Source organism: Escherichia sp. MOD1-EC6475 (genome assembly GCF_003046645.1).
In the GTDB taxonomy this organism is placed as follows: domain Bacteria; phylum Pseudomonadota; class Gammaproteobacteria; order Enterobacterales; family Enterobacteriaceae; genus Escherichia; species Escherichia ruysiae.
Genome location: NZ_PZKQ01000016.1, coordinates 1 through 19676, shown reverse-complemented (window position 1 = coordinate 19676; position 19676 = coordinate 1). Strand labels below are relative to the sequence as shown.

The 19676-nt window shown below is 50.2% G+C and carries 21 protein-coding genes and 4 pseudogenes; 11 read left to right on the top strand and 14 right to left on the bottom strand.

The window, feature by feature from the left end; all coding sequences use genetic code 11:
- Positions 1 to 16: 16 nt before the first annotated feature.
- On the bottom strand, positions 17 to 475 hold the full coding sequence (gene gpt / locus A7589_RS05275) for a xanthine phosphoribosyltransferase (protein WP_001291989.1): 459 nt from the start codon (positions 473 to 475) through the stop codon (positions 17 to 19).
- A gap of 260 nt (positions 476 to 735) precedes the next feature.
- Here gpt and pepD point away from each other — a divergent pair, with 260 nt between their 5' ends.
- Positions 736 to 2193, top strand: coding sequence for a cytosol nonspecific dipeptidase (gene pepD, locus A7589_RS05270; RefSeq protein ID WP_001292989.1), 1458 nt, complete (start codon positions 736 to 738; stop codon positions 2191 to 2193).
- Between the two features lie 47 nt (positions 2194 to 2240).
- Positions 2241 to 2483, top strand: coding sequence for a hypothetical protein (locus tag A7589_RS23570; RefSeq protein WP_032147818.1), 243 nt, complete (start codon positions 2241 to 2243; stop codon positions 2481 to 2483).
- A 16-nt stretch (positions 2484 to 2499) separates the two neighbouring features.
- On the opposite strand, the gene A7589_RS05260 is transcribed toward A7589_RS23570, so the two are convergent.
- From A7589_RS05260 to lafU, 6 genes are all read right to left on the bottom strand, one after another.
- Positions 2500 to 3009: a metal-dependent hydrolase gene (locus tag A7589_RS05260; RefSeq protein ID WP_000469796.1), complete on the bottom strand. Its 510-nt coding sequence runs from the start codon at positions 3007 to 3009 to the stop codon at positions 2500 to 2502.
- Positions 3010 to 3071: 62 nt separating this feature from the next.
- Entirely contained in the window at positions 3072 to 3686 is a 615-nt protein-coding gene (gene prfH / locus A7589_RS05255; RefSeq protein WP_000602118.1) for a peptide chain release factor H, read from the bottom strand.
- Positions 3683 to 4822 carry an RNA ligase RtcB family protein gene (locus A7589_RS05250; RefSeq protein WP_000521579.1) on the bottom strand — a complete coding sequence of 380 codons (1140 nt, stop codon included), beginning with the start codon at positions 4820 to 4822 and terminating at the stop codon, positions 3683 to 3685. Before A7589_RS05250 ends, prfH begins: the two co-directional genes overlap by 4 nt.
- Before the next feature lie 193 nt (positions 4823 to 5015).
- A complete protein-coding gene (locus A7589_RS05245; RefSeq protein ID WP_001059891.1) occupies positions 5016 to 5468 on the bottom strand; it encodes a GNAT family N-acetyltransferase in 453 nt (150 codons plus the stop codon).
- The gene (gene dinB, locus A7589_RS05240; RefSeq protein WP_108188752.1) at positions 5465 to 6520 is read right to left on the bottom strand and encodes a DNA polymerase IV; all 1056 of its coding nucleotides are present in this window, start codon (positions 6518 to 6520) and stop codon (positions 5465 to 5467) included. The genes A7589_RS05245 and dinB overlap by 4 nt, the downstream gene beginning before the upstream one ends.
- Before the next feature lie 129 nt (positions 6521 to 6649).
- A complete protein-coding gene (gene lafU / locus A7589_RS05235) occupies positions 6650 to 7417 on the bottom strand; it encodes a putative lateral flagellar export/assembly protein LafU (RefSeq protein ID WP_000207592.1) in 768 nt (255 codons plus the stop codon).
- Between lafU and A7589_RS05230 the strand changes: the two are divergent.
- The 3 genes and pseudogenes from A7589_RS05230 to A7589_RS05220 form a co-directional block, all read left to right on the top strand.
- A pseudogene (locus A7589_RS05230) lies at positions 7383 to 9101 on the top strand (flagellar biosynthesis protein FlhA); the annotation flags it as partial. The gene lafU and the pseudogene A7589_RS05230 overlap by 35 nt on opposite strands.
- A gap of 104 nt (positions 9102 to 9205) precedes the next feature.
- Positions 9206 to 9483, top strand: a pseudogene (locus tag A7589_RS05225) (type II toxin-antitoxin system HicA family toxin).
- Entirely contained in the window at positions 9476 to 9832 is a 357-nt protein-coding gene (locus tag A7589_RS05220; RefSeq protein WP_001030480.1) for a type II toxin-antitoxin system HicB family antitoxin, read from the top strand. Before A7589_RS05225 ends, A7589_RS05220 begins: the two are co-directional and overlap by 8 nt.
- A 55-nt stretch (positions 9833 to 9887) precedes the next feature.
- On the opposite strand, the gene A7589_RS05215 is transcribed toward A7589_RS05220, so the two are convergent.
- Entirely contained in the window at positions 9888 to 10637 is a 750-nt protein-coding gene (locus tag A7589_RS05215) for a C40 family peptidase (protein WP_010354460.1), read from the bottom strand.
- Positions 10638 to 10846: 209 nt separating this feature from the next.
- On the opposite strand from A7589_RS05215, the gene dinJ reads away from it, so the two are divergent.
- From dinJ to dpaA, 3 genes are all read left to right on the top strand, one after another.
- Positions 10847 to 11107 (top strand): type II toxin-antitoxin system antitoxin DinJ, encoded by a 261-nt coding sequence (dinJ, locus tag A7589_RS05210; protein ID WP_000729710.1) that lies wholly within the window; start codon positions 10847 to 10849, stop codon positions 11105 to 11107.
- Positions 11108 to 11109: 2 nt separating this feature from the next.
- Positions 11110 to 11388, top strand: a complete 279-nt coding sequence (gene yafQ / locus A7589_RS05205; RefSeq protein ID WP_000615979.1) for a type II toxin-antitoxin system mRNA interferase toxin YafQ — start codon at positions 11110 to 11112, stop codon at positions 11386 to 11388.
- Between the two features lie 155 nt (positions 11389 to 11543).
- Positions 11544 to 12284, top strand: a complete 741-nt coding sequence (dpaA, locus tag A7589_RS05200; protein ID WP_001225687.1) for a peptidoglycan meso-diaminopimelic acid protein amidase — start codon at positions 11544 to 11546, stop codon at positions 12282 to 12284.
- Here dpaA and A7589_RS05195 read toward each other — a convergent pair.
- Positions 12255 to 13022: a class II glutamine amidotransferase gene (locus A7589_RS05195; protein ID WP_010346050.1), complete on the bottom strand. Its 768-nt coding sequence runs from the start codon at positions 13020 to 13022 to the stop codon at positions 12255 to 12257. The two genes, dpaA and A7589_RS05195, sit on opposite strands and share 30 nt — an antisense overlap.
- Before the next feature lie 142 nt (positions 13023 to 13164).
- Positions 13165 to 13743, bottom strand: coding sequence for a D-sedoheptulose 7-phosphate isomerase (gene lpcA / locus A7589_RS05190; RefSeq protein WP_016159301.1), 579 nt, complete (start codon positions 13741 to 13743; stop codon positions 13165 to 13167).
- A 239-nt stretch (positions 13744 to 13982) separates the two neighbouring features.
- Between lpcA and fadE the strand changes: the two genes are divergently transcribed.
- Positions 13983 to 16427 carry an acyl-CoA dehydrogenase FadE gene (fadE, locus tag A7589_RS05185; RefSeq protein WP_105282896.1) on the top strand — a complete coding sequence of 815 codons (2445 nt, stop codon included), beginning with the start codon at positions 13983 to 13985 and terminating at the stop codon, positions 16425 to 16427.
- Between the two features lie 42 nt (positions 16428 to 16469).
- Here the strand turns inward: fadE and ivy are convergent, their stop codons facing one another.
- Positions 16470 to 16916, bottom strand: a complete 447-nt coding sequence (ivy, locus tag A7589_RS05180) for an Ivy family C-type lysozyme inhibitor (RefSeq protein WP_016159303.1) — start codon at positions 16914 to 16916, stop codon at positions 16470 to 16472.
- A 180-nt stretch (positions 16917 to 17096) separates the two neighbouring features.
- Here ivy and A7589_RS05175 point away from each other — a divergent pair, with 180 nt between their 5' ends.
- Positions 17097 to 17867, top strand: coding sequence for an amidohydrolase (locus tag A7589_RS05175; RefSeq protein ID WP_001118060.1), 771 nt, complete (start codon positions 17097 to 17099; stop codon positions 17865 to 17867).
- Between the two features lie 56 nt (positions 17868 to 17923).
- On the opposite strand, the pseudogene A7589_RS05170 reads toward A7589_RS05175, so the two are convergent.
- Positions 17924 to 18371: pseudogene (locus A7589_RS05170) on the bottom strand (ISAs1 family transposase); the annotation flags it as partial.
- A gap of 199 nt (positions 18372 to 18570) precedes the next feature.
- On the opposite strand from A7589_RS05170, the gene A7589_RS05165 reads away from it, so the two are divergent.
- Complete coding sequence (locus tag A7589_RS05165; protein ID WP_000807555.1) at positions 18571 to 18864, top strand: SymE family type I addiction module toxin; 294 nt, start codon at positions 18571 to 18573, stop codon at positions 18862 to 18864.
- Between the two features lie 52 nt (positions 18865 to 18916).
- Here the strand turns inward: A7589_RS05165 and A7589_RS05160 are convergent, their stop codons facing one another.
- Complete coding sequence (locus A7589_RS05160; protein WP_024257446.1) at positions 18917 to 19336, bottom strand: hypothetical protein; 420 nt, start codon at positions 19334 to 19336, stop codon at positions 18917 to 18919.
- Between the two features lie 222 nt (positions 19337 to 19558).
- Positions 19559 to 19676 (bottom strand): annotated as a pseudogene (locus A7589_RS05150) (IS5/IS1182 family transposase); the annotation flags it as partial.

Below are 19676 nucleotides of genomic sequence, written 5' to 3'. Positions count from 1 at the left end.
CCAGGCGTTGAAAAGATTAGCGACCAGAGATAGGCGGAACGAATACCACACCCATATCCCACGGTTGCTCAATCCAGGTATCTTGTGGGATATCAATAACATAATCATCAACCAGTGGACGACCAGCCGGTTTAGCGAAGATGGTGACAAAGTGCGCTTTAGGATACATTTCACGAATCGCAACCGCAGTACCACCGGTATCCACCAGATCATCAATGACGATGAAACCTTCACCGTCGCCTTCTGCACGTTTCAGCACTTTCAGTTCGCGCTGGTTATCGTGATCGTAGCTGGAAATACAAACGGTATCGACATGACGAATACCCAGTTCACGCGCCAGTAACGCACCCGGTACCAGACCGCCACGGCTAACGGCAATAATGCCTTTCCATTGTTCAGAAGGCATCAGTCGGCTTGCGAGTTTACGTGCATGGATCTGCAACATGTCCCAGGTGACGATGTATTTTTCGCTCATGTGAAGTGTCCCAGCCTGTTTATCTACGGCTTAAAAAGTGTTCGAGGGGAAAATAGGTTGCGCGAGATTATAGAGATCTGACGCACTAAAAACCAGTATTTCACATAAGTCCGCGTCTTTTTGCGCACTGCTACTACCTGTCGCTGGATAAAGTGGTATTCTCAAACATATCTCGCAAGCCTGACTTGTGCTGACAACATTTTCTGCTAACCCTGTGACCTGCAATACTGTTTTGCGGGTGATCGACAAGGAGACTTAACGTGTCTGAACTGTCTCAATTATCTCCACAGCCGCTGTGGGATATTTTTGCCAAAATCTGTTCTATTCCTCACCCGTCCTACCACGAAGAGCAGCTTGCTGAATACATTGTAGGTTGGGCAAAAGAAAAAGGTTTCCATGTCGAACGCGATCAAGTGGGGAATATCCTGATTCGTAAACCTGCCACCGCAGGTATGGAAAATCGTAAACCGGTCGTCTTACAAGCTCACCTCGATATGGTGCCGCAGAAAAACAACGACACCGTGCACGACTTCACCAAAGATCCTATCCAGCCTTATATTGATGGCGAATGGGTTAAAGCACGCGGCACCACGCTCGGTGCAGATAACGGCATTGGCATGGCGTCTGCGCTGGCGGTGCTTGCCGATGACAACGTAGTACACGGCCCGCTGGAAGTGCTGCTGACTATGACCGAAGAAGCCGGTATGGACGGTGCGTTCGGCTTACAGAGCAACTGGTTACAGGCAGATATTCTGATTAACACCGACTCCGAAGAAGAAGGTGAAATCTACATGGGTTGTGCGGGGGGTATCGACTTCACCTCCAACCTGCATTTAGACCGTGAAACCGTTCCGGCAGGTTTTGAAACCTTTAAATTAACCTTAAAAGGTCTGAAAGGTGGTCACTCCGGCGGTGAAATCCACGTTGGCCTGGGTAATGCGAACAAACTGCTGGTGCGTTTCCTGGCGGGTCATGCGGAAGAACTGGATCTGCGCCTTATCGATTTCAACGGCGGCACACTGCGTAACGCCATCCCGCGTGAAGCCTTTGCAACCATTGCTGTCGCAGCTGATAAAGTCGACGCACTGAAATCGCTGGTGAATACCTATCAGGAGATCCTGAAAAACGAGCTGGCAGAGAAAGAGAAAAACCTGGCATTACTGCTGGATTCAGTAGCGAACGACAAAACTGCGTTGACCGCTAAATCTCGCGATACCTTTATTCGTCTGCTGAACGCCACCCCGAACGGTGTGATCCGCAACTCCGACGTGGCAAAAGGCGTGGTTGAAACCTCACTGAACGTGGGTGTGGTGACCATGACCGACAACAACGTAGAAATTCACTGCCTGATCCGTTCTCTGATCGACAGCGGTAAAGACTACGTGGTCAGTATGCTGGATTCGCTGGGTAAACTGGCTGGCGCGAAAACCGAAGCGAAAGGCGCATATCCTGGCTGGCAGCCGGATGCTAACTCTCCGGTGATGCATCTGGTACGTGAAACCTATCAGCGTCTGTTCAACAAGACGCCGAACATCCAGATTATCCACGCGGGTCTGGAATGTGGTCTGTTCAAAAAACCGTATCCGGAAATGGACATGGTTTCTATCGGGCCGACTATCACCGGTCCACACTCTCCGGATGAACAAGTTCATATCGAAAGCGTTGGTCACTACTGGCGGCTTCTGACTGAACTGCTGAAAGAAATTCCTGCGAAGTAATAACGATGAAGTCCACGCCTGCGGGCGTGGACTTCTGTTTGAAGTCAATGGCTATCTATATCGAAATAACAAAACATTATGAAACCCAGGAAAAGGTCGCATATTTATATAGTTGCGACCATATTTCATGGGGGGAATTTCTGATCACTAAAGAAAATTTTGCGCTGGAATCCGTGAAAGAACTTAAGGGTGAAAAGCAGAATTTTTATATGTTCAGAGCCTGGGGAAAAGTCAGAAGAACATACTTAACCACTGGAGAATTTCCCCAGGAAACATGTTACGCCGCTTAAAGTCAGAATAATTTTTTCATGCTTTTACCATTTTGGCATTACGTCTGCACCACATGGCAATGGCGGCAGCCACTAATGCCAGTTCCAGTAAAAACGACCAGTGTAATAAAAAATTGAGCCACCACGGATGATGTATCGCCGTAATATGAAAAAGTGCAAATGGTTGGTTAACGAAAGGCATCAGCCACCAGATATCACCGACCAGCGTATCGAGTAATAAATGCACGATACTATTCAGGCAAAACACCACGCCCAACCACGCCGGCAGTTTATTCTTCGCTATTCCTGCCCAGACTAATGTCGCCGCCAGCAGAGCAAACCATAATAATGGCCAATGAGACGGGTAAAGATGATGATGTCGTTGCCCATTATCCACCAGATAGCACCAGAAGAGATCGAAATCGGGTGCAACGGCCCCGACTAAGCCAATAATCATCGCCCAGCGCGCATGACGAGCAATCAGCGGCAAGCGTTTCACTAAAGTACAAGTTATTAAATATCCAGCAGGAAGATGACCAATAAACATGACGATTCCTTTCGTTTTTGTCCGCCGCTTTCACGAAGAAAACGGCGGGAGACGTTCCTCAATTACCCTTCGATAAATGCCATCCCTGTAAATGTCCGTCGCGGGTTACCACGTTCAATCTGGTGATGGAACATTCGCCGCTGCGATTTCAGCGTTGCGCTATTTTCCTGTTGCTGTTGTTCCAGCTTCCAGGCAATCAGCAATCGCGCCAGCCGTTTGTTATCATGCTGGCTGCGCTCGGACTGTACTTTCACGCTAATCCCGGTTGCCAGATGCGTGGCGCGCACCGCCGAGTCGGTCTTATTAACATGTTGACCGCCCGGCCCCGACGAACGCAGCGTCTCATAACGGATCGCATCTGATTGTTCCTGCTCATCAGCGGTAAAACGTCCAATACCAAGAAACCAGTTTTTACGCCCGTGATGAGGCCGGTATGGGCTGGGGCAAATCCACTGGATAGTACCGCACCAGCTTTCACTTAATGCCAGTGCGTTATCGCCATCGAGAGAAACCAGTGCCGAACGCAGCGTGTCTGAATAGCGCCCCGTTTCTGTTTCCAGCACTGTTACCGCAACACGCTGTTGGGATGCTTCTTTAATTAGCCTGTCCAGCGCCTTTTTGACTGCGAGACAACATTCTTCCGGCCCCTGAGCTGAGGAGAGTTGTAGCAAAATCATCCTTTTTTCCCTCCACTGTTTTTGAGCGTTAGCACCGGACGCAGCCGCGCGACAGGAATAATTAAACCGGCCTGCACCAGACATTGCACCACGCTTTCAGCCGATTTATAGGCTTGTGGCGCTTCTTCAAAGATGAGTTGTTTATCGCGGCAAATTACCCGGCTACCAAGTTCAGTACGTGAGAGTTGCGTCATCGTGTATTTCGCTGCCAGCCGCCCTTTACACTCGGTGCGCCCCCATTTGCGCCCTGCCCCATGAGCCAGCGAGTGCAATGTTTCTTCGCTACTGACAGGCAGTACAAGCCATGAGTAATCACCGCGAGAACCGGGAATAATCACCAGGCCACGGTCATCAGGCGTAGCCCCTTTACGGTGTAACCAGCCTTGTTGATCGCCAATTTGACTCGCGGTAATAAAGTTATGCGCCACATCCAGAACCGGACTTCCGCTGGCTTTCACCTGCTGCATTATGCGCAGAGCGATCATCTGGCGATTCATGCGAGCAAACGCCAGCGCATCGTCATGCTCCGAGATATAACGTAGCGCGTCGTCACTGCCTTCCGGCAAACCATGGTGCGAAAATGAGGCAATATGTTTTTGTAAAACAGACTGCCCGAAACCACGCGAGCCGCTATGAACCAGCAGTTGCAGATGCTGCGCATCCAGGCCTGCCAGTGCAAACAGTTCAGCGTCGATGATTTGATCAATCTGTTGCAGTTCAGCAAAATGATTGCCGCCACCGATGGAGCCAAGCGCGCCGCGCCACGGGTGCTGTGCAAATGCTGACGGCAGGTTTTCCTCCAGCCAGCTTTCTTCAGCAACGTCATCCAGCGCAGATAATCGCTTTTCGAACTTATCGGCGTTGTATTTGCGGGTAAGGATATCTGTTTGCCATAGCGCCATGCCGCAGCCGATATCATTGCCGACCAGTGCCGGGTAAAAACGACCTACGGAGAAGAACGCTGCTCCAATCGGGTAGCCGCGTCCGGGGTGTAAATCAGGCATCCCTACTACGCGTTGCATGTTGGGTAAATTTGCCGTGGTATGTAATTGTTGGATCGCTGAACTTTCGATCCACAGGTCATCAGATGCGATGGTAAATACCGCATCGGATAAGGGACGAATATATTTGCCCATGTACCATTCCATTTATAAACATAAAAAATCAGGAAATGGCAGACGAATCCAGGGCAAGAAAAAAAGAATTAATCCTGGAAAGGTCTGCAAAGAGTCATTGATAAAGGATTTGTCATAATTTACCTCCTTGCAGTTTGTGGAATAACAAAACGCGCACATACTAGGCTGGCGTTATTTTCATTGCAAGCCGGATTTAATGTTGCTGTTTATAACGCATATGAAAATTAGTAAACCACTCTCCCCGGCATTCAACGCGCTGCTGCTTAACTACCTGAAAACCATAACGTTCAAAAAAGGGTTTTGCGGTTATGCTGGCATCAACCGTAAGTTCGGATTCAGACTTAATAAAAGGTTTTAACAAGGCACTAGCGACACCACAGCGGGTGTATTCCGGGTCAACAAATAGCATATCGATATAGTGTTCAATGCAGGTAATAAAGCCGACCAGTTGTGCATTAATGACCGCAACCCGCACTTGTGATTGCACGAGTTTCTCCCTCCAGCGAGATTCATCAATCTGCGCCCAGGCGGCAATTTGTTGCGGTGAATAATGCTGACTGGCAGTCATCGTAACCGCTCTAATGAAAATAGCGCATAGTTGCTGAAAATCGCCAGGCTGATAGTTTCTTATTTGTATGTTATTCATAATCCCAGCACCAGTTGTCTTTCCATTTGAGGGTCAAGCAACGTCACATGCAGCCCCACCAGCCGTACACCGCGTCCGCCGCGACGTTCATCCCAGGTTTTACGCGCAGTGGCGATTAGATCAGCTTTATTCAAACGCGGCCAGACATGCTCCTGAGTGGTTTGCTGAAAATCATCGAACTTTAATTTCACTCCCTGGCGGGCGATCAGTAAATCAGGCTTCACCTTTGCCAGACGGCGCTCCAGTTCAGGATAAAGCCGCTCAATAATCGCTTCACATTCAGACCAGTGATGGATATCTTCCGCCATCGTGCGTTCCACACCGACGGATTTACGCAGCCGTTCACTGTTAACATCGCGCTCGTCGATACCCTGGCTACGCTCCCACAAAATGCGGCCAAATTTGCCAAAGCGTTTGAGCAAGGTCACCAGATCACACTTTTGTACATCACCGCAGGTGCGCAGCCCCATCGCCTCTAGTTTTGCCGCTGATACTTTGCCGACACCAGGAATCCTCGCCAGCGGCAACGTTTGCAGAAATGCAGGAACGTCAGCAGGTGTAATCACAAACTGACCGTTGGGTTTGTTCATGTCAGAGGCGATTTTGGCGAGAAATTTAACCGGCGCCACGCCCGCAGAAGCCGTCAGGTGCAACTCGTTAAAGATTGTCTGACGGATTTCCTGGGCGATGAGAGTCGCAGAACCGTGGCAATGCACGCTGTCGGTGACATCGAGATAGGCCTCATCCAGCGACAACGGCTCAATGCGCAAAGTGTAACGCGAGAAGATTTCGCGGATATGATTTGAGGCTTCTTTGTAGGCGTCAAAGCGCCCCGGAAGCAAGGTGAGGTGCGGGCATAATTTGAGCGCCATGCCGGTCGGCATTGCGCTGCGTACACCAAATTTACGCGCGGGATAATTGGCGGTGCTGATCACCCCCCGACGTTCGCGGCTACCGCCAATAGCAACAGGGATATCGCGCAGGGCGGGATTATCACGCATCTCCACCGCTGCGAAAAAGCAGTCCATATCCACATGAATGATTTTACGCATCGCTCACCTCTCAATACTGGTAAAGTATACAGTGATTTTAGGGTTTGAGAAATGCGTAAAGGTTTTGCAATCAGTCCTCCTTAACGCCGGATGTGCTGCGCTTGTCCGGCCTACAGGAGGCTGTTTTTGTTACCCATGCAGCTTATCCAGCTTTTGCACCAACGGCTGCACCACCTTATCTCCATGCTGACCAAAATATTGATACAGCGTGTCCGAGGCGCTTTTGGTTAGCACCATAATCTCAATGCGCCGGTTGCCTGCGCTTTGCGGATTCTTCGCGTCCAGCAGCATCTGGTCCGCCATCGCGCTTACCTGCATCACTTTATCTTCCGGCATTCCGGCATCTTCCAGCACCCGACGAGCCGAAAGCGCGCGGTCACCCGAAAGGTTCCAGTTGTTATAGATATTGCTTTTATAGGCCATCGCATCGGTATGCCCGGTGATAATGATCTTGTTATCGAGTGAGTCAAAAACTGGAGCTAATTCCACCAGCAGCGTTTTAAAAAACGGCATAATCTTCGCGCTGCCGCGTTCAAACATATTGCGGTTTTGGTCATCTTTAATCAGCACGCGTAATCCCTGCGGGACAATCTCCATCTCCAGATTCGCTTCCATATGCGCATTACGGGCGATGGTGTTGATATTGGTCGCCAGCTCGCCCAGTTCAGTGGCGGATTTCTTCTTCAGTAACGCCGTTTTCTCGTTCACATCACGTGCTTTTTTCTCGGTTTCTTCCGGCACCGCCACGGTAGTCGGTTTCGGCGGATGAGTCGGGCTTATTTTATTTAACGGCGACAGCCCGCCACCGTTGAAGATCGACTGCCCATGCAGCGCCGCCATAATGCTTTCACGCTCGGATTTACTGACGCTGTTCACAATCAACTTTATCGTCGTCACCAAAGGAGCCGAGCGTATTTCCGAGGTTTCTGCCCGCTTTACCCTGGACGCGATGCCCGGCAAACAGATGGCGATTGACGCCGATCTTAACGCCGGGTTGATCAACCAGGCGCAGGCGCAAACCCGGCGTAAAGATGTTGCCAGCGAGGCCGATTTCTACGGCGCGATGGACGGGGCATCGAAGTTTGTGCGCGGAGACGCCATCGCCGGGATGATGATTCTGGCGATCAACCTGATTGGCGGCGTCTGTATCGGGATTTTCAAATACAACCTGAGCGCCGATGCCGCCTTCCAGCAGTATGTGCTGATGACCATCGGTGACGGGCTGGTGGCACAGATCCCTTCCCTGCTGCTCTCCACTGCGGCGGCGATTATTGTTACCCGCGTCAGCGATAACGGCGATATCGCCCACGACGTGCGCCACCAGCTTCTGGCAAGCCCGTCGGTGCTCTACACCGCCACCGGGATTATGTTCGTGCTGGCGGTAGTGCCGGGGATGCCGCACCTGCCATTTTTGCTGTTCAGCGCCCTGCTTGGCTTTACCGGCTGGCGAATGAGCAAACGCCCGCAGGCGGCGGAGGCGGAAGAGAAAAGCCTCGAAACGCTGACCCGCACTATCACCGAAACCAGCGAGCAACAGGTCAGTTGGGAGACCATTCCGCTGATCGAACCCATCAGTTTAAGCCTCGGTTATAAGCTGGTGGCGCTGGTCGATAAAGCGCAGGGTAACCCGCTCACCCAGCGTATTCGCGGCGTGCGGCAGGTGATTTCCGACGGCAACGGCGTGCTGCTACCGGAGATCCGTATTCGGGAAAACTTCCGCCTCAAGCCCAGCCAGTACGCTATTTTCATCAACGGCATAAAGGCTGATGAAGCGGATATTCCAGCGGATAAACTGATGGCCCTGCCCTCCAGCGAAACCTACGGCGAGATTGACGGCGTGCTGGGGAACGACCCTGCGTACGGGATGCCAGTCACCTGGATCCAGGCGGCGCAGAAAGCGAAGGCGCTGAATATGGGGTATCAGGTGATCGACAGCGCCAGCGTGATTGCCACCCATGTGAACAAGATTGTGCGCAGCTATATTCCTGATTTGTTTAACTATGACGATATTACGCAGCTACATAACCGCCTGTCGTCGATGGCGCCACGGCTGGCGGAGGATTTAAGCGCGGCGCTGAATTACAGCCAGTTGCTGAAAGTGTACCGCGCGCTGCTGACCGAAGGCGTTTCCCTGCGCGATATCGTCACCATCGCCACCGTGCTGGTCGCCAGTAGCTCGGTGACCAAAGATCATATTCTGCTGGCAGCCGATGTGCGCCTGGCGCTGCGACGCAGCATTACCCATCCGTTCGTTCGCAAGCAGGAGCTGACGGTGTATACGTTGAATAATGAGCTGGAAAATCTGCTGACCAACGTGGTGAATCAGGCGCAACAGGGCGGGAAAGTGATGCTCGACAGCGTGCCGGTCGACCCGAATATGCTCAACCAGTTCCAGAGCACGATGCCGCAGGTGAAGGAGCAGATGAAAGCGGCGGGGAAAGATCCGGTGCTGCTGGTTCCGCCGCAGCTGCGTCCTTTGCTGGCGCGCTACGCAAGGTTGTTTGCACCGGGGCTGCATGTGCTGTCGTATAACGAAGTGCCGGATGAGCTGGAATTGAAGATTATGGGGGCGTTGAGTTGATTGGGGGGATTATTTCACCCTTTGCAGAATCTGACGCCATTGTTTGACGTCATATTATAATCGGACTACGATGACACCATACAATGACATCATGGATTGATAGTATGATTAAGGTCAGCGCGTTAGGCTCTCGCCATAGAAAAACATTCGACGATGTTATGACGGAGCCGCCAAAATCTGGAATTAAATGGGATGATGTTGTTGCACTCATTAAAGCCATGGGTGGAACAATAAAAAATAACAATGGTTCCAGACGAAAATTTCAGATTGGAACGACCAAATTCAGCACACATGAGCCACATCCAAAAATGTGATGGATAAAGGCGCAGTAGCAGGTCTTAAGGAGTGGTTTGTTAACTGTGTAGGGGTAGATTATGAATAAAGCATCAAACATTATCACGATTAAAGGTCAACCAGCCGCAGTGACATTTGAAGCCGATATCAACGCATTTCGCGGCAAATTCCTCAATGTAAATGGTTATTGCGACTTTGTGGCCACAAGCATTGAAGCATTGTTCCGTGAAGGTGAAAGCGCGCTGGATGAGTGGATTGCGGATTGTGAAGAGGACGGTATTGCTCCTTTTCGTGAAGAAGAAGGGCAAAAACGCCTGACGCTTCGTGTTCCTCATCACATCGATTCACGGCTGACCATCGTCGCCAGACAACATTCCATTTCAAAAAACCAGCTCATTGTTGATGTTTTAGAACGTGAGTTTTCAGCCCAGATGTAAATAGATCGGATGCCACGTGGCATCCGACCTTTTACCTGTCGTTCATATTACCCATTTACAAAATCGTCTCTTCCGTCAAAATCCGCCGCGCACCCAAAAAATGATCCTGCCAGAAAGGTTCGCCTAACCGACTTATCCGAATGGTTTCGCCGGTACGTGGCGACTCGATAAACTGCCCATCGCCCAGATACACGCCCATATGATCGGCAATTTCGCGGCTATGAATATGGAAAAACAGCAAATCCCCCCGGCGCAGGTCGTTGTTCGCCACAATCGTTGCCCGATGGTAGTGATACATCTCATTGGCCGTGCGCGGAAGTTTCGCCTCGAGGATCTTGTTGTAGGCATAAAAAACTAACCCGCTGCAGTCGAAGCCTTTATCGGGCCGCGTGCCGCCCCAGACGTAAGGCTTGCCAAGCTGCTGCTCCAGGCGGTGGATCGCCACTTCGGTGATGTTGTGCAGATGATCGCTGCTTAAGAAATGGTTGTTCTCTGCCAGTGCCTGCCAGCGTCTGTCACTCGCCTTGAGCGGCGCAGGAAACCACTCCGGATGCTGTTTTATCTGTTCGCGGTTGTGTTGCCGCAGTGCCCTTCTGCTTTCGGCATTGCCTTCCACAATATAGCTGGCCTGTTTTTTCAGATGGGTTTGGTACTGTTTTAATAAACGCGCACGGTTTTGCATCCGCTGGCGGGCGGCGTAGCTGAAAGAGATATGTGATGTGGTGGCGCTGGCAAATGAAGAAAACGGCAAGCAAAGCAACAATAATCCCGACAACACAAAAGAGGGAATCGACGGCAAAGACATTCTCAATAATGGCTGGTCATGCATTGATGTTGCAGTGTATCCCGGCCCGTACCTGAACAAACTTAATAAACCATTATTATAAAATTAATAAATATATTTCAGTTAATTATGTAAAAACATCCGTTTATTAAATTACTCATGGATTGTCGCTGTTGCTCATTTGAGCTACAATTCAAGCTGAATAAATATACAGCACAGGAGATACCCCAATGGCTGCTAACGCGTTTGTTCGCGCCCGAATCGATGAGGATTTGAAGAATCAGGCGGCGGACGTACTAGCCGGGATGGGGCTGACCATCTCTGACCTGGTTCGCATAACCCTCACAAAAGTCGCGCGTGAAAAGGCATTGCCGTTTGATTTACGCGAGCCTAATCAATCAACCATTCAATCAATCAAAAACAGCGAAGCTGGCGTTGATGTTCATAAGGCCAAAGACGCCGATGATTTATTTGATAAATTAGGAATTTAAATATGATTCAAAGGGATATTGAATACTCGGGACAATTTTCAAAGGATGTAAAACTTGCACAAAAGCGTCATAAGGATATGAATAAATTGAAATATCTTATGACGCTTCTTATCAATAATACTTTACCGCTTCCAGCTGTTTATAAAGACCACCCGCTGCAAGGTTCATGGAAAGGTTATCGCGATGCTCATGTCGAACCGGACTGGATCCTGATTTACAAACTTACCGATAAACTTTTACGATTTGAGAGAACTGGAACTCACGCGGCGCTATTTGGGTAAAGCCCGCTTCCGATGAAATTTGTAAACCCTGCGCCGACAGGCTTGCGTAAAACTCTTTTGGTGATAATGTGAGCCTTCCAAATCCAGACTATTCCGATTTGGGATCTATTTTGCCGCCCTGGCGTGTGTAACCGTTTTATCAAGGAATAAGCAGTATGCGTAAAATCGCATTAATTCTTGCGATGTTGTTGATCCCGTGCGTTTCGTTTGCCAGTTTGCTGGGCAGCGGTAGTTCCACCACGCCAGTGAGCAAAGAGTATAAGCAGCAGTTGATGGGATCTCCTGTCTACATCCAAATCTTCAAGGAAGAGCGCACGCTCGATCTCTACGTCAAAATGGGCGAGCAATATCAACTGCTCGACAGTTATAAAATCTGTAAATATTCCGGCGGGTTAGGACCAAAACAGCGTCAGGGCGATTTCAAAAGTCCGGAAGGGTTTTATAGCGTTCAGCGTAATCAATTAAAACCAGACAGCCGTTACTACAAAGCGATTAATATTGGTTTCCCTAACGCCTATGACCGAGCGCATGGTTACGAAGGGAAATACCTGATGATTCACGGCGATTGTGTTTCCATCGGCTGCTACGCGATGACCAATCAGGGTATTGATGAGATCTTCCAGTTCGTTACTGGCGCGCTGGTGTTTGGTCAGCCGAGTGTACAAGTGAGCATTTACCCGTTCCGCATGACCGACGCCAATATGAAGCGCCATAAGTATTCCAACTTTAAGGACTTCTGGGAGCAACTCAAGCCAGGCTACGACTACTTTGAACAGACTCGTAAGCCACCGACCGTTTCTGTAGTCAATGGCCGTTACGTGGTCAGCAAGCCGTTAAGCCACGAAGTTGTGCAACCACAACTGGCATCAAACTACACGCTCCCCGAGGCAAAATAAGCGCCATTCGCCTGGCATAATCTTTTGCCAGGTTTCATTGCCCGTCAGCGGCTGAGTCGCAATCACCGTGACCACATCATTCGGTGTGGTCTGCGAGCTGAAGTCGATTTCCACATCCTGATCCAGCAACGTCGCCACGCCAAACGGCGCGCGGCGGGTGATCCAGTGTAAATTAGTCGAGCAATACGCCATTACATAGCGCCCGTCTGAAAGCAGCATGTTGAAAACGCCCTTCTGCCGCAACTCATCCGCCAGTGAGGCGATATATTTAAACACCGCCGCCATGTTGCCCGGCGTGCGCGGGTAACGCTGCGTCAGTTTATACAACAACCAGCAGAAGGCTTTTTCGCTGTCGGTTTCGCCTACCGGACGGAAGTTGCCGGTTTCCAGTGATTTATAGCCCGTCAGTTGCCCGTTATGCGCATAAGTCCAGTTGCGTCCCCATAGCTCGCGGGTAAACGGGTGAGTATTTTCCAGCGCCACCTCGCCCCGATTGGCCTGGCGAATATGAGCGATTACCGAGCAGGATTTTATCGGGTAGTCCTGGACAAGTTTGGCGATGGGGGAATTAAAGCTGGGTTGTGGATCTTTAAATGTGCGACAACCTTTACCTTCGTAAAAGGTGATACCCCAGCCATCTTTATGTGGCCCGGTTCCACCACCGCGCTGTACAAGCCCGGTGAAACTAAAGCAGATATCGGTTGGGACGTTGGCGCTCATCCCGAGCAGTTCGCACATGGGTAACCTCCACAACAGCGGGGGAAATGCCCCCGGCGAAGATTGATTTAAGGATTTCCAGGCCTGATGTGTCGGCGTCACATCAGGCATCTTGCACCTGCGCCGGATGCGGCGTAAACGCCTTATCCGGCCTACGCCAGACTTACTTGACCATCTCTTTTTCAATTAACTGGATCAGGATATGGATAACTTTAATGTGGATCTCCTGAATGCGATCGGCATAGCCAAAGTGAGGAACGCGAATTTCGATATCTGCCGTGCCAGCCATTTTGCCGCCGTCTTTACCGGTCAGGGTGATCACTTTCATGCCCTTCTCACGCGCCGCCGCAATCGCCTTGATTACGTTAGCTGAGTTACCGGAGGTGGAGATCCCCAGCAGCACATCACCTTCGCGACCTACTGCTTCAACGTAACGGGAGAAAATGTCGTTAAACCCAAAATCATTACCCACACAGGTGATGTGGCTGACATCAGAAATGGCAATCGCCGGATAACCCGGACGGTTTTCACGGTAGCGCCCCGTCAACTCTTCAGCAAAGTGCATGGCGTCGCAATGGGAGCCGCCGTTGCCGCAGGAAAGCACCTTGCCACCGGCTTTAAAACTGTCTGCTAACAGGACCGCCGCGCGCTGAATGGCGTGAATATTGGCGTCATCTTTTAAAAAGTTAGCCAGCGTTTCCGCCGCTTCGTTCAGTTCGTTACGAATAAGATCCTGGTACATGAGGATATCCTTCAGCATAAATGAAATAGACAAAATGCAGTGTACCGGATACCGCCAGAAGCGAGAAGACCAGCGCGGCGGAATGACCAGGACTTTTTGACCCGAAGTGCGGATAAAAACAGCAACAATGTGAGCTTTGTTGTAATTATATTGTAAACGCATTGCTAAATGTTTTTACATCCACTACAACCATATCATCACAAGTGGTCAGACCTCCTACAAGTAAGGGGCTTTTCGTTATGATGATTTTGAGTATTCTCGCTACGGTTGTCCTGCTCGGCGCGTTGTTTTATCACCGCGTGAGCTTATTTATCAGCAGTTTGATTTTGCTCGCCTGGACAGCCGCCCTCGGCGTCGCTGGTCTGTGGTCGGCGTGGGTACTGGTGCCTCTGGCCATTATCCTCGTACCGTTTAACTTTGCGCCAATGCGTAAGTCGATGATTTCCGCGCCGGTATTTCGCGGTTTCCGTAAGGTGATGCCGCCGATGTCGCGCACTGAGAAAGAAGCGATTGACGCCGGAACGACCTGGTGGGAAGGCGATCTATTTCAGGGTAAACCGGACTGGAAAAAGCTGCATAACTATCCGCAGCCGCGCCTGTCCGCTGAAGAGCAAGCGTTTCTCGATGGCCCGGTAGAAGAAGCCTGCCGAATGGCGAATGATTTCCAGATTACCCATGAACTGGCGGATCTACCGCCGGAGCTGTGGGCGTATCTGAAAGAGCATCGTTTCTTCGCGATGATTATCAAAAAAGAGTACGGTGGGCTGGAGTTCTCGGCTTATGCCCAGTCTCGCGTGCTGCAAAAACTCTCTGGGGTGAGCGGGATTCTGGCGATTACCGTCGGCGTGCCAAACTCATTAGGTCCGGGTGAACTGCTGCAACATTACGGCACTGACGAGCAGAAAAATCACTATCTGCCGCGTCTGGCGCGTGGTCAGGAGATCCCTTGCTTTGCGCTGACCAGCCCGGAAGCGGGTTCCGATGCGGGCGCTATTCCGGACACCGGGATTGTTTGCATGGGTGAGTGGCAGGGCCAGCAGGTGCTGGGAATGCGTCTGACCTGGAACAAACGCTATATTACGCTGGCACCCATTGCGACCGTGCTTGGGCTGGCGTTTAAACTCTCCGACCCGGACAAACTGCTGGGTGGTGCAGAAGATTTAGGCATTACCTGTGCGCTGATCCCGACCACCACGCCGGGCGTGGAAATTGGTCGTCGCCACTTCCCGCTGAACGTGCCGTTCCAGAACGGACCGACGCGCGGAAAAGATGTCTTCGTACCGATCGATTACATTATCGGCGGCCCCAAAATGGCCGGACAAGGCTGGCGGATGCTGGTGGAGTGTCTCTCGGTGGGTCGTGGCATCACCCTACCTTCCAACTCAACCGGCGGCGTGAAGTCGGTGGCGCTGGCAACGGGGGCGTATGCTCACATTCGTCGTCAGTTCAAAATCTCTATAGGTAAGATGGAAGGGATTGAAGAGCCGCTGGCGCGTATTGCCGGTAATGCGTACGTAATGGATGCTGCGGCGTCGCTGATTACCTACGGCATTATGCTCGGTGAAAAACCGGCCGTGCTGTCGGCTATCGTTAAGTATCACTGTACCCACCGTGGGCAGCAGTCGATTATCGATGCGATGGATATCACTGGTGGTAAAGGCATTATGCTCGGTCAGAGCAACTTCCTGGCGCGAGCTTACCAGGGCGCACCGATTGCCATCACCGTTGAAGGGGCGAATATTCTGACCCGTAGTATGATGATCTTCGGTCAGGGGGCGATTCGTTGCCATCCGTACGTGCTCGAAGAGATGGAAGCGGCGAAGAACAATGACGTCAACGCGTTCGATAAACTGTTGTTCAAACATATCGGTCACGTCGGTAGTAACAAAGTTCGTAGCTTCTGGCTCGGTTTGACGCGCGGTTTAACCAGTAGCACACCAACCGGCGATGCGACTAAACGTTATTACCAGCACCTGAACCGCCTGAGCGCCAACCTCGCCTTACTTTCCGATGTGTCGATGGCGGTGCTGGGTGGTAGCCTGAAACGCCGTGAGCGTATCTCGGCACGTCTGGGGGATATTTTAAGTCAGCTTTACCTCGCCTCCGCCGTTTTGAAACGTTATGACGACGAAGGCCGCAATGAAGCTGACCTGCCGCTGGTGCACTGGGGCGTACAGGATGCGCTGTATCAGGCTGAACAGGCGATGGATGATTTGCTACAAAACTTCCCGAACCGCGTGGTTGCCGGGCTGCTGAATGTGGTGATCTTCCCAACCGGTCGTCACTATCTGGCGCCGTCTGACAAGCTGGATCATAAGGTGGCGAAGATTTTACAAGTGCCAAACGCCACCCGTTCACGCATTGGTCGCGGTCAGTACCTGACGCCGAGTGAGCATAATCCGGTTGGCTTGCTGGAAGAGGCGCTGGTGGATGTGATTGCCGCCGATCCGATTCATCAGCGGATCTGTAAAGAACTGGGTAAAAATCTGCCATTTACCCGTCTGGATGAACTGGCACACAACGCGCTGGCGAAGGGGCTGATTGATAAAGATGAAGCCGCCATTCTGGTGAAAGCGGAAGAGAGCCGTCTGCGTAGTATTAACGTTGATGACTTTGAACCGGAAGAGCTGGCGACGAAGCCGGTAAAGTTGCCGGAGAAAGTGCGGAAAGTTGAAGCCGCGTAATTGAATAACGGAGCCGAAAGGCTCCGTTTCTTTATCTGCTAATTATTTGAAATTAAATCCATCTGGATGGTTTTCCAGGCTGCCAGTCAACGCCGCGAACAGCACCGTTTTACCATCAATCGAGAGCGCATCGTTCACATTCAGCCAGGTGAGCTTCTCTTGCGAAGTTTTCTCATCAATGGTCGAGAACAGACCCGTCATCTGATTAGATTTCTCGGACCACATCACCGCAATACGTTGCGAGCCGCAATCATGCGGTTTGCACGCACTCATCACCTGATAAGTCTCATCTCCCAACGTTACGGTTTGTGCGGGGGTATAAGTACCGCCTTTCATCACCCAGACTGGCAGCTTATGCCCTTGCACCATCTGATTAAACGCAGCTTTGGTGGCTTCGCCCTTTGCCAGACTGCTAATCGTTAAATCATCCTGCGCCATTGCACTGGTGGCGATGACCAAAGCGGCGACTGTCGTTATTGCCTTAAACATCATTCCTCCCGAGCTTATCCTGCCCATGTTATTAACACCCTAAAGCCTGGCGATAACACGATATTTTGCAAATCAGATATTTCCAATATCTGCATTTGTTATCAATTTATTCCGCAGTAAGGTAATAGCCTGATAAAGTGTTAAAGTTATAAAACCCCTCGAATAAAGGAGTTGTACACCGTGCCTGGTTTGAAGATTACGCTTTTGCAGCAACCGTTGGTGTGGATGGATGGTCCTGCCAACCTGCGTCATTTTGATCGTCAACTGGAAGGTATTACCGGGCGCGATGTGATCGTTCTACCAGAGATGTTCACCAGCGGCTTTGCCATGGAAGCGGCGGTTTCATCGCTATCGCAAGAGAACGTGGTGGACTGGATGAGCGCCAAAGCGCAACAGTGCAATGCGTTGATTGCGGGCAGTGTTGCATTGCAAACGGACTCAGGTTCGGTTAATCGCTTTTTGCTGGTTGAGCCGGGCGGCACGGTACATTTTTATGACAAGCGTCATCTGTTCCGCATGGCGGATGAGCATCTGCATTATAAAGCGGGCAATGAGCGAGTGATTGTGGAATGGCGCGGCTGGCGTATTTTGCCGCAGGTGTGCTACGACCTGCGTTTTCCGGTGTGGTCGCGCAATCTCAATGATTATGACCTCGCCATCTACGTCGCCAACTGGCCTGCCCCGCGCTCTCTGCACTGGCAGGCTTTGCTGACGGCTCGCGCTATTGAAAACCAGGCATATGTGGTGGGATGTAATCGCGTGGGTAGTGATGGCAATGGCTGCCACTATCGCGGTGATAGTCGAGTGATTAATCCGCAAGGCGAAACTCTCGCTACCGCCGAACCACATCAGGCCACACGCATAGATGCAGAACTTTCGATGGTGGCATTACGCGAATATCGCGAAAAATTCCCGGCATGGCAGGACGCGGATGGGTTCAGGTTGCTGTGAGTGGGCGTTGTTTTTAGGGAAGGGGTAGACGCCCTCCGCAAGGACTGACGCGAGGTCGCTGTAATCTCATTGGATTTCTCATCTGTCTTAATCTGCCCAAGGCTCAGACTGTGCGTAGTTGAGAACGCACTAATGACCTGAATCGCTCCCTTGCGGCGACTCTTATCATAAGAGTGCCTGAGCGTTTTGCCATCAATTGCAATGACGTCTTTATCATTTGAGGAATGGCAGTCACGCATCCAGTTAAAATTTTGCAGGACTGATACAGGATACAACGCTGGCAATGGAATCGTGAACAGGGATGCCATTTTTAAAATGACCATATTGCTTCAAAAAATCGAGATATGTTTCCCCAAAATCCTCTATATCTTCCTATCCTTCAGCCCCGAAAATGACGGCACAGATTGTCAGCGCCAGGATATCTGACAATTTATGTTCCACTTTCCAGGCTTGTCTGTAATCGGGAGGAATAGAAATATGTTCCATCAATTTTTTAAGTTCCATTTTGTTCTCCTTATTTATGTAAGGAGCATTTGATTATATATAAGCTGTGAAAAACAGTTTTGAGTAATAAGGAATTACTCAATTATTGAATATATAGTGCGAATTATTTAGTGCAAAAAAGCAGCGTTATGTGATCTTTCCCTGGGGCAGCCCCCCTTAATCACCGCTCACCACAAGCAACTAATTAAGGTAGTTAATCATGGCTGAACACGATATTACGCCAGAAGTCGCCATTTCCAAAACACAGCGCCGCTGTACGGTGGGTTATCTGCCCAACCGCAGCGACACACCGGTGATCAAAATCAGCGCCAAATGGCTGAGAGAAGCGGGATTTGAAATTGGCACGGGCGTTACCGTGAAGATCTCGGAAGGCTGCCTGATCCTGCTTGCAGATAACAACGAAGTACAGGAACTGCGCAGGGAACTTTATCAGTTTAAACAGGCAGTTAAGGGGATGCGGAACGGGATGTTTAGTGTGCTGAACGAGAGTTAAATAATAAAAAGCCGGGAAGATTTAATTTTCCTCCCGGCTTTAATAAATAATTTTACTCCATTTTTTTTCTTGAAATATTAATATCTTTAGCAATCACCTCTATATAGAATGAGTCACTCTGAATTATATAGTGTGTATATTTACCTACATCATATTTTTCCCAATCAGGGAAAAAAGAGCATCTTTCTTTTTTCAATTGTTCCAACCATGATGACTCTGGAACAACCCAATAGCATGAAACAAAATTATCCTCCTCTCGGTTTTTATAATATCTGAGTTCCTTATTTCTTTCATACCGAACCGCCCATACAGAAGAAAAATCAAATATGCCAGTAAATTTAGAATACTTAGATGCAGAACTCCAGATTTTGAAAAATGCAGTTAAAGAGTCACTCTTTGACATTAGTAAAAGGTCGTCATTTGGAGCCTGCCAATAGGGCAATTCTACAGCATAAGCATAATCTTTTTTCATGAAATAATTACTCACTTACATTTTGGAGTTTCAGATGTACCTGTATTTGGCAGACCATTTTTCCTTAACCTACTAGGGAAGGTGCGAATAAGCAGGTCATTTCTTCCCAAGCTGACTCGCTGATTAAAATTTCGCGGATCTGGGCCGATTTTTTTCCCGCAAACACATCGAATCAGCCTATTTAGACCGTTTCTTCGCCATTTAAGGCGTTATCCCCAGTTTTTAGTGAGATCTCTCCCACTGACGTATCATTTGGTCCACCCGAAACAGGTTGGCCAGGGTGAATAACATCGCCAGTTGGTTATCGTTTTTCAGCAGCCGCTTGTATCTGGCTTTCACG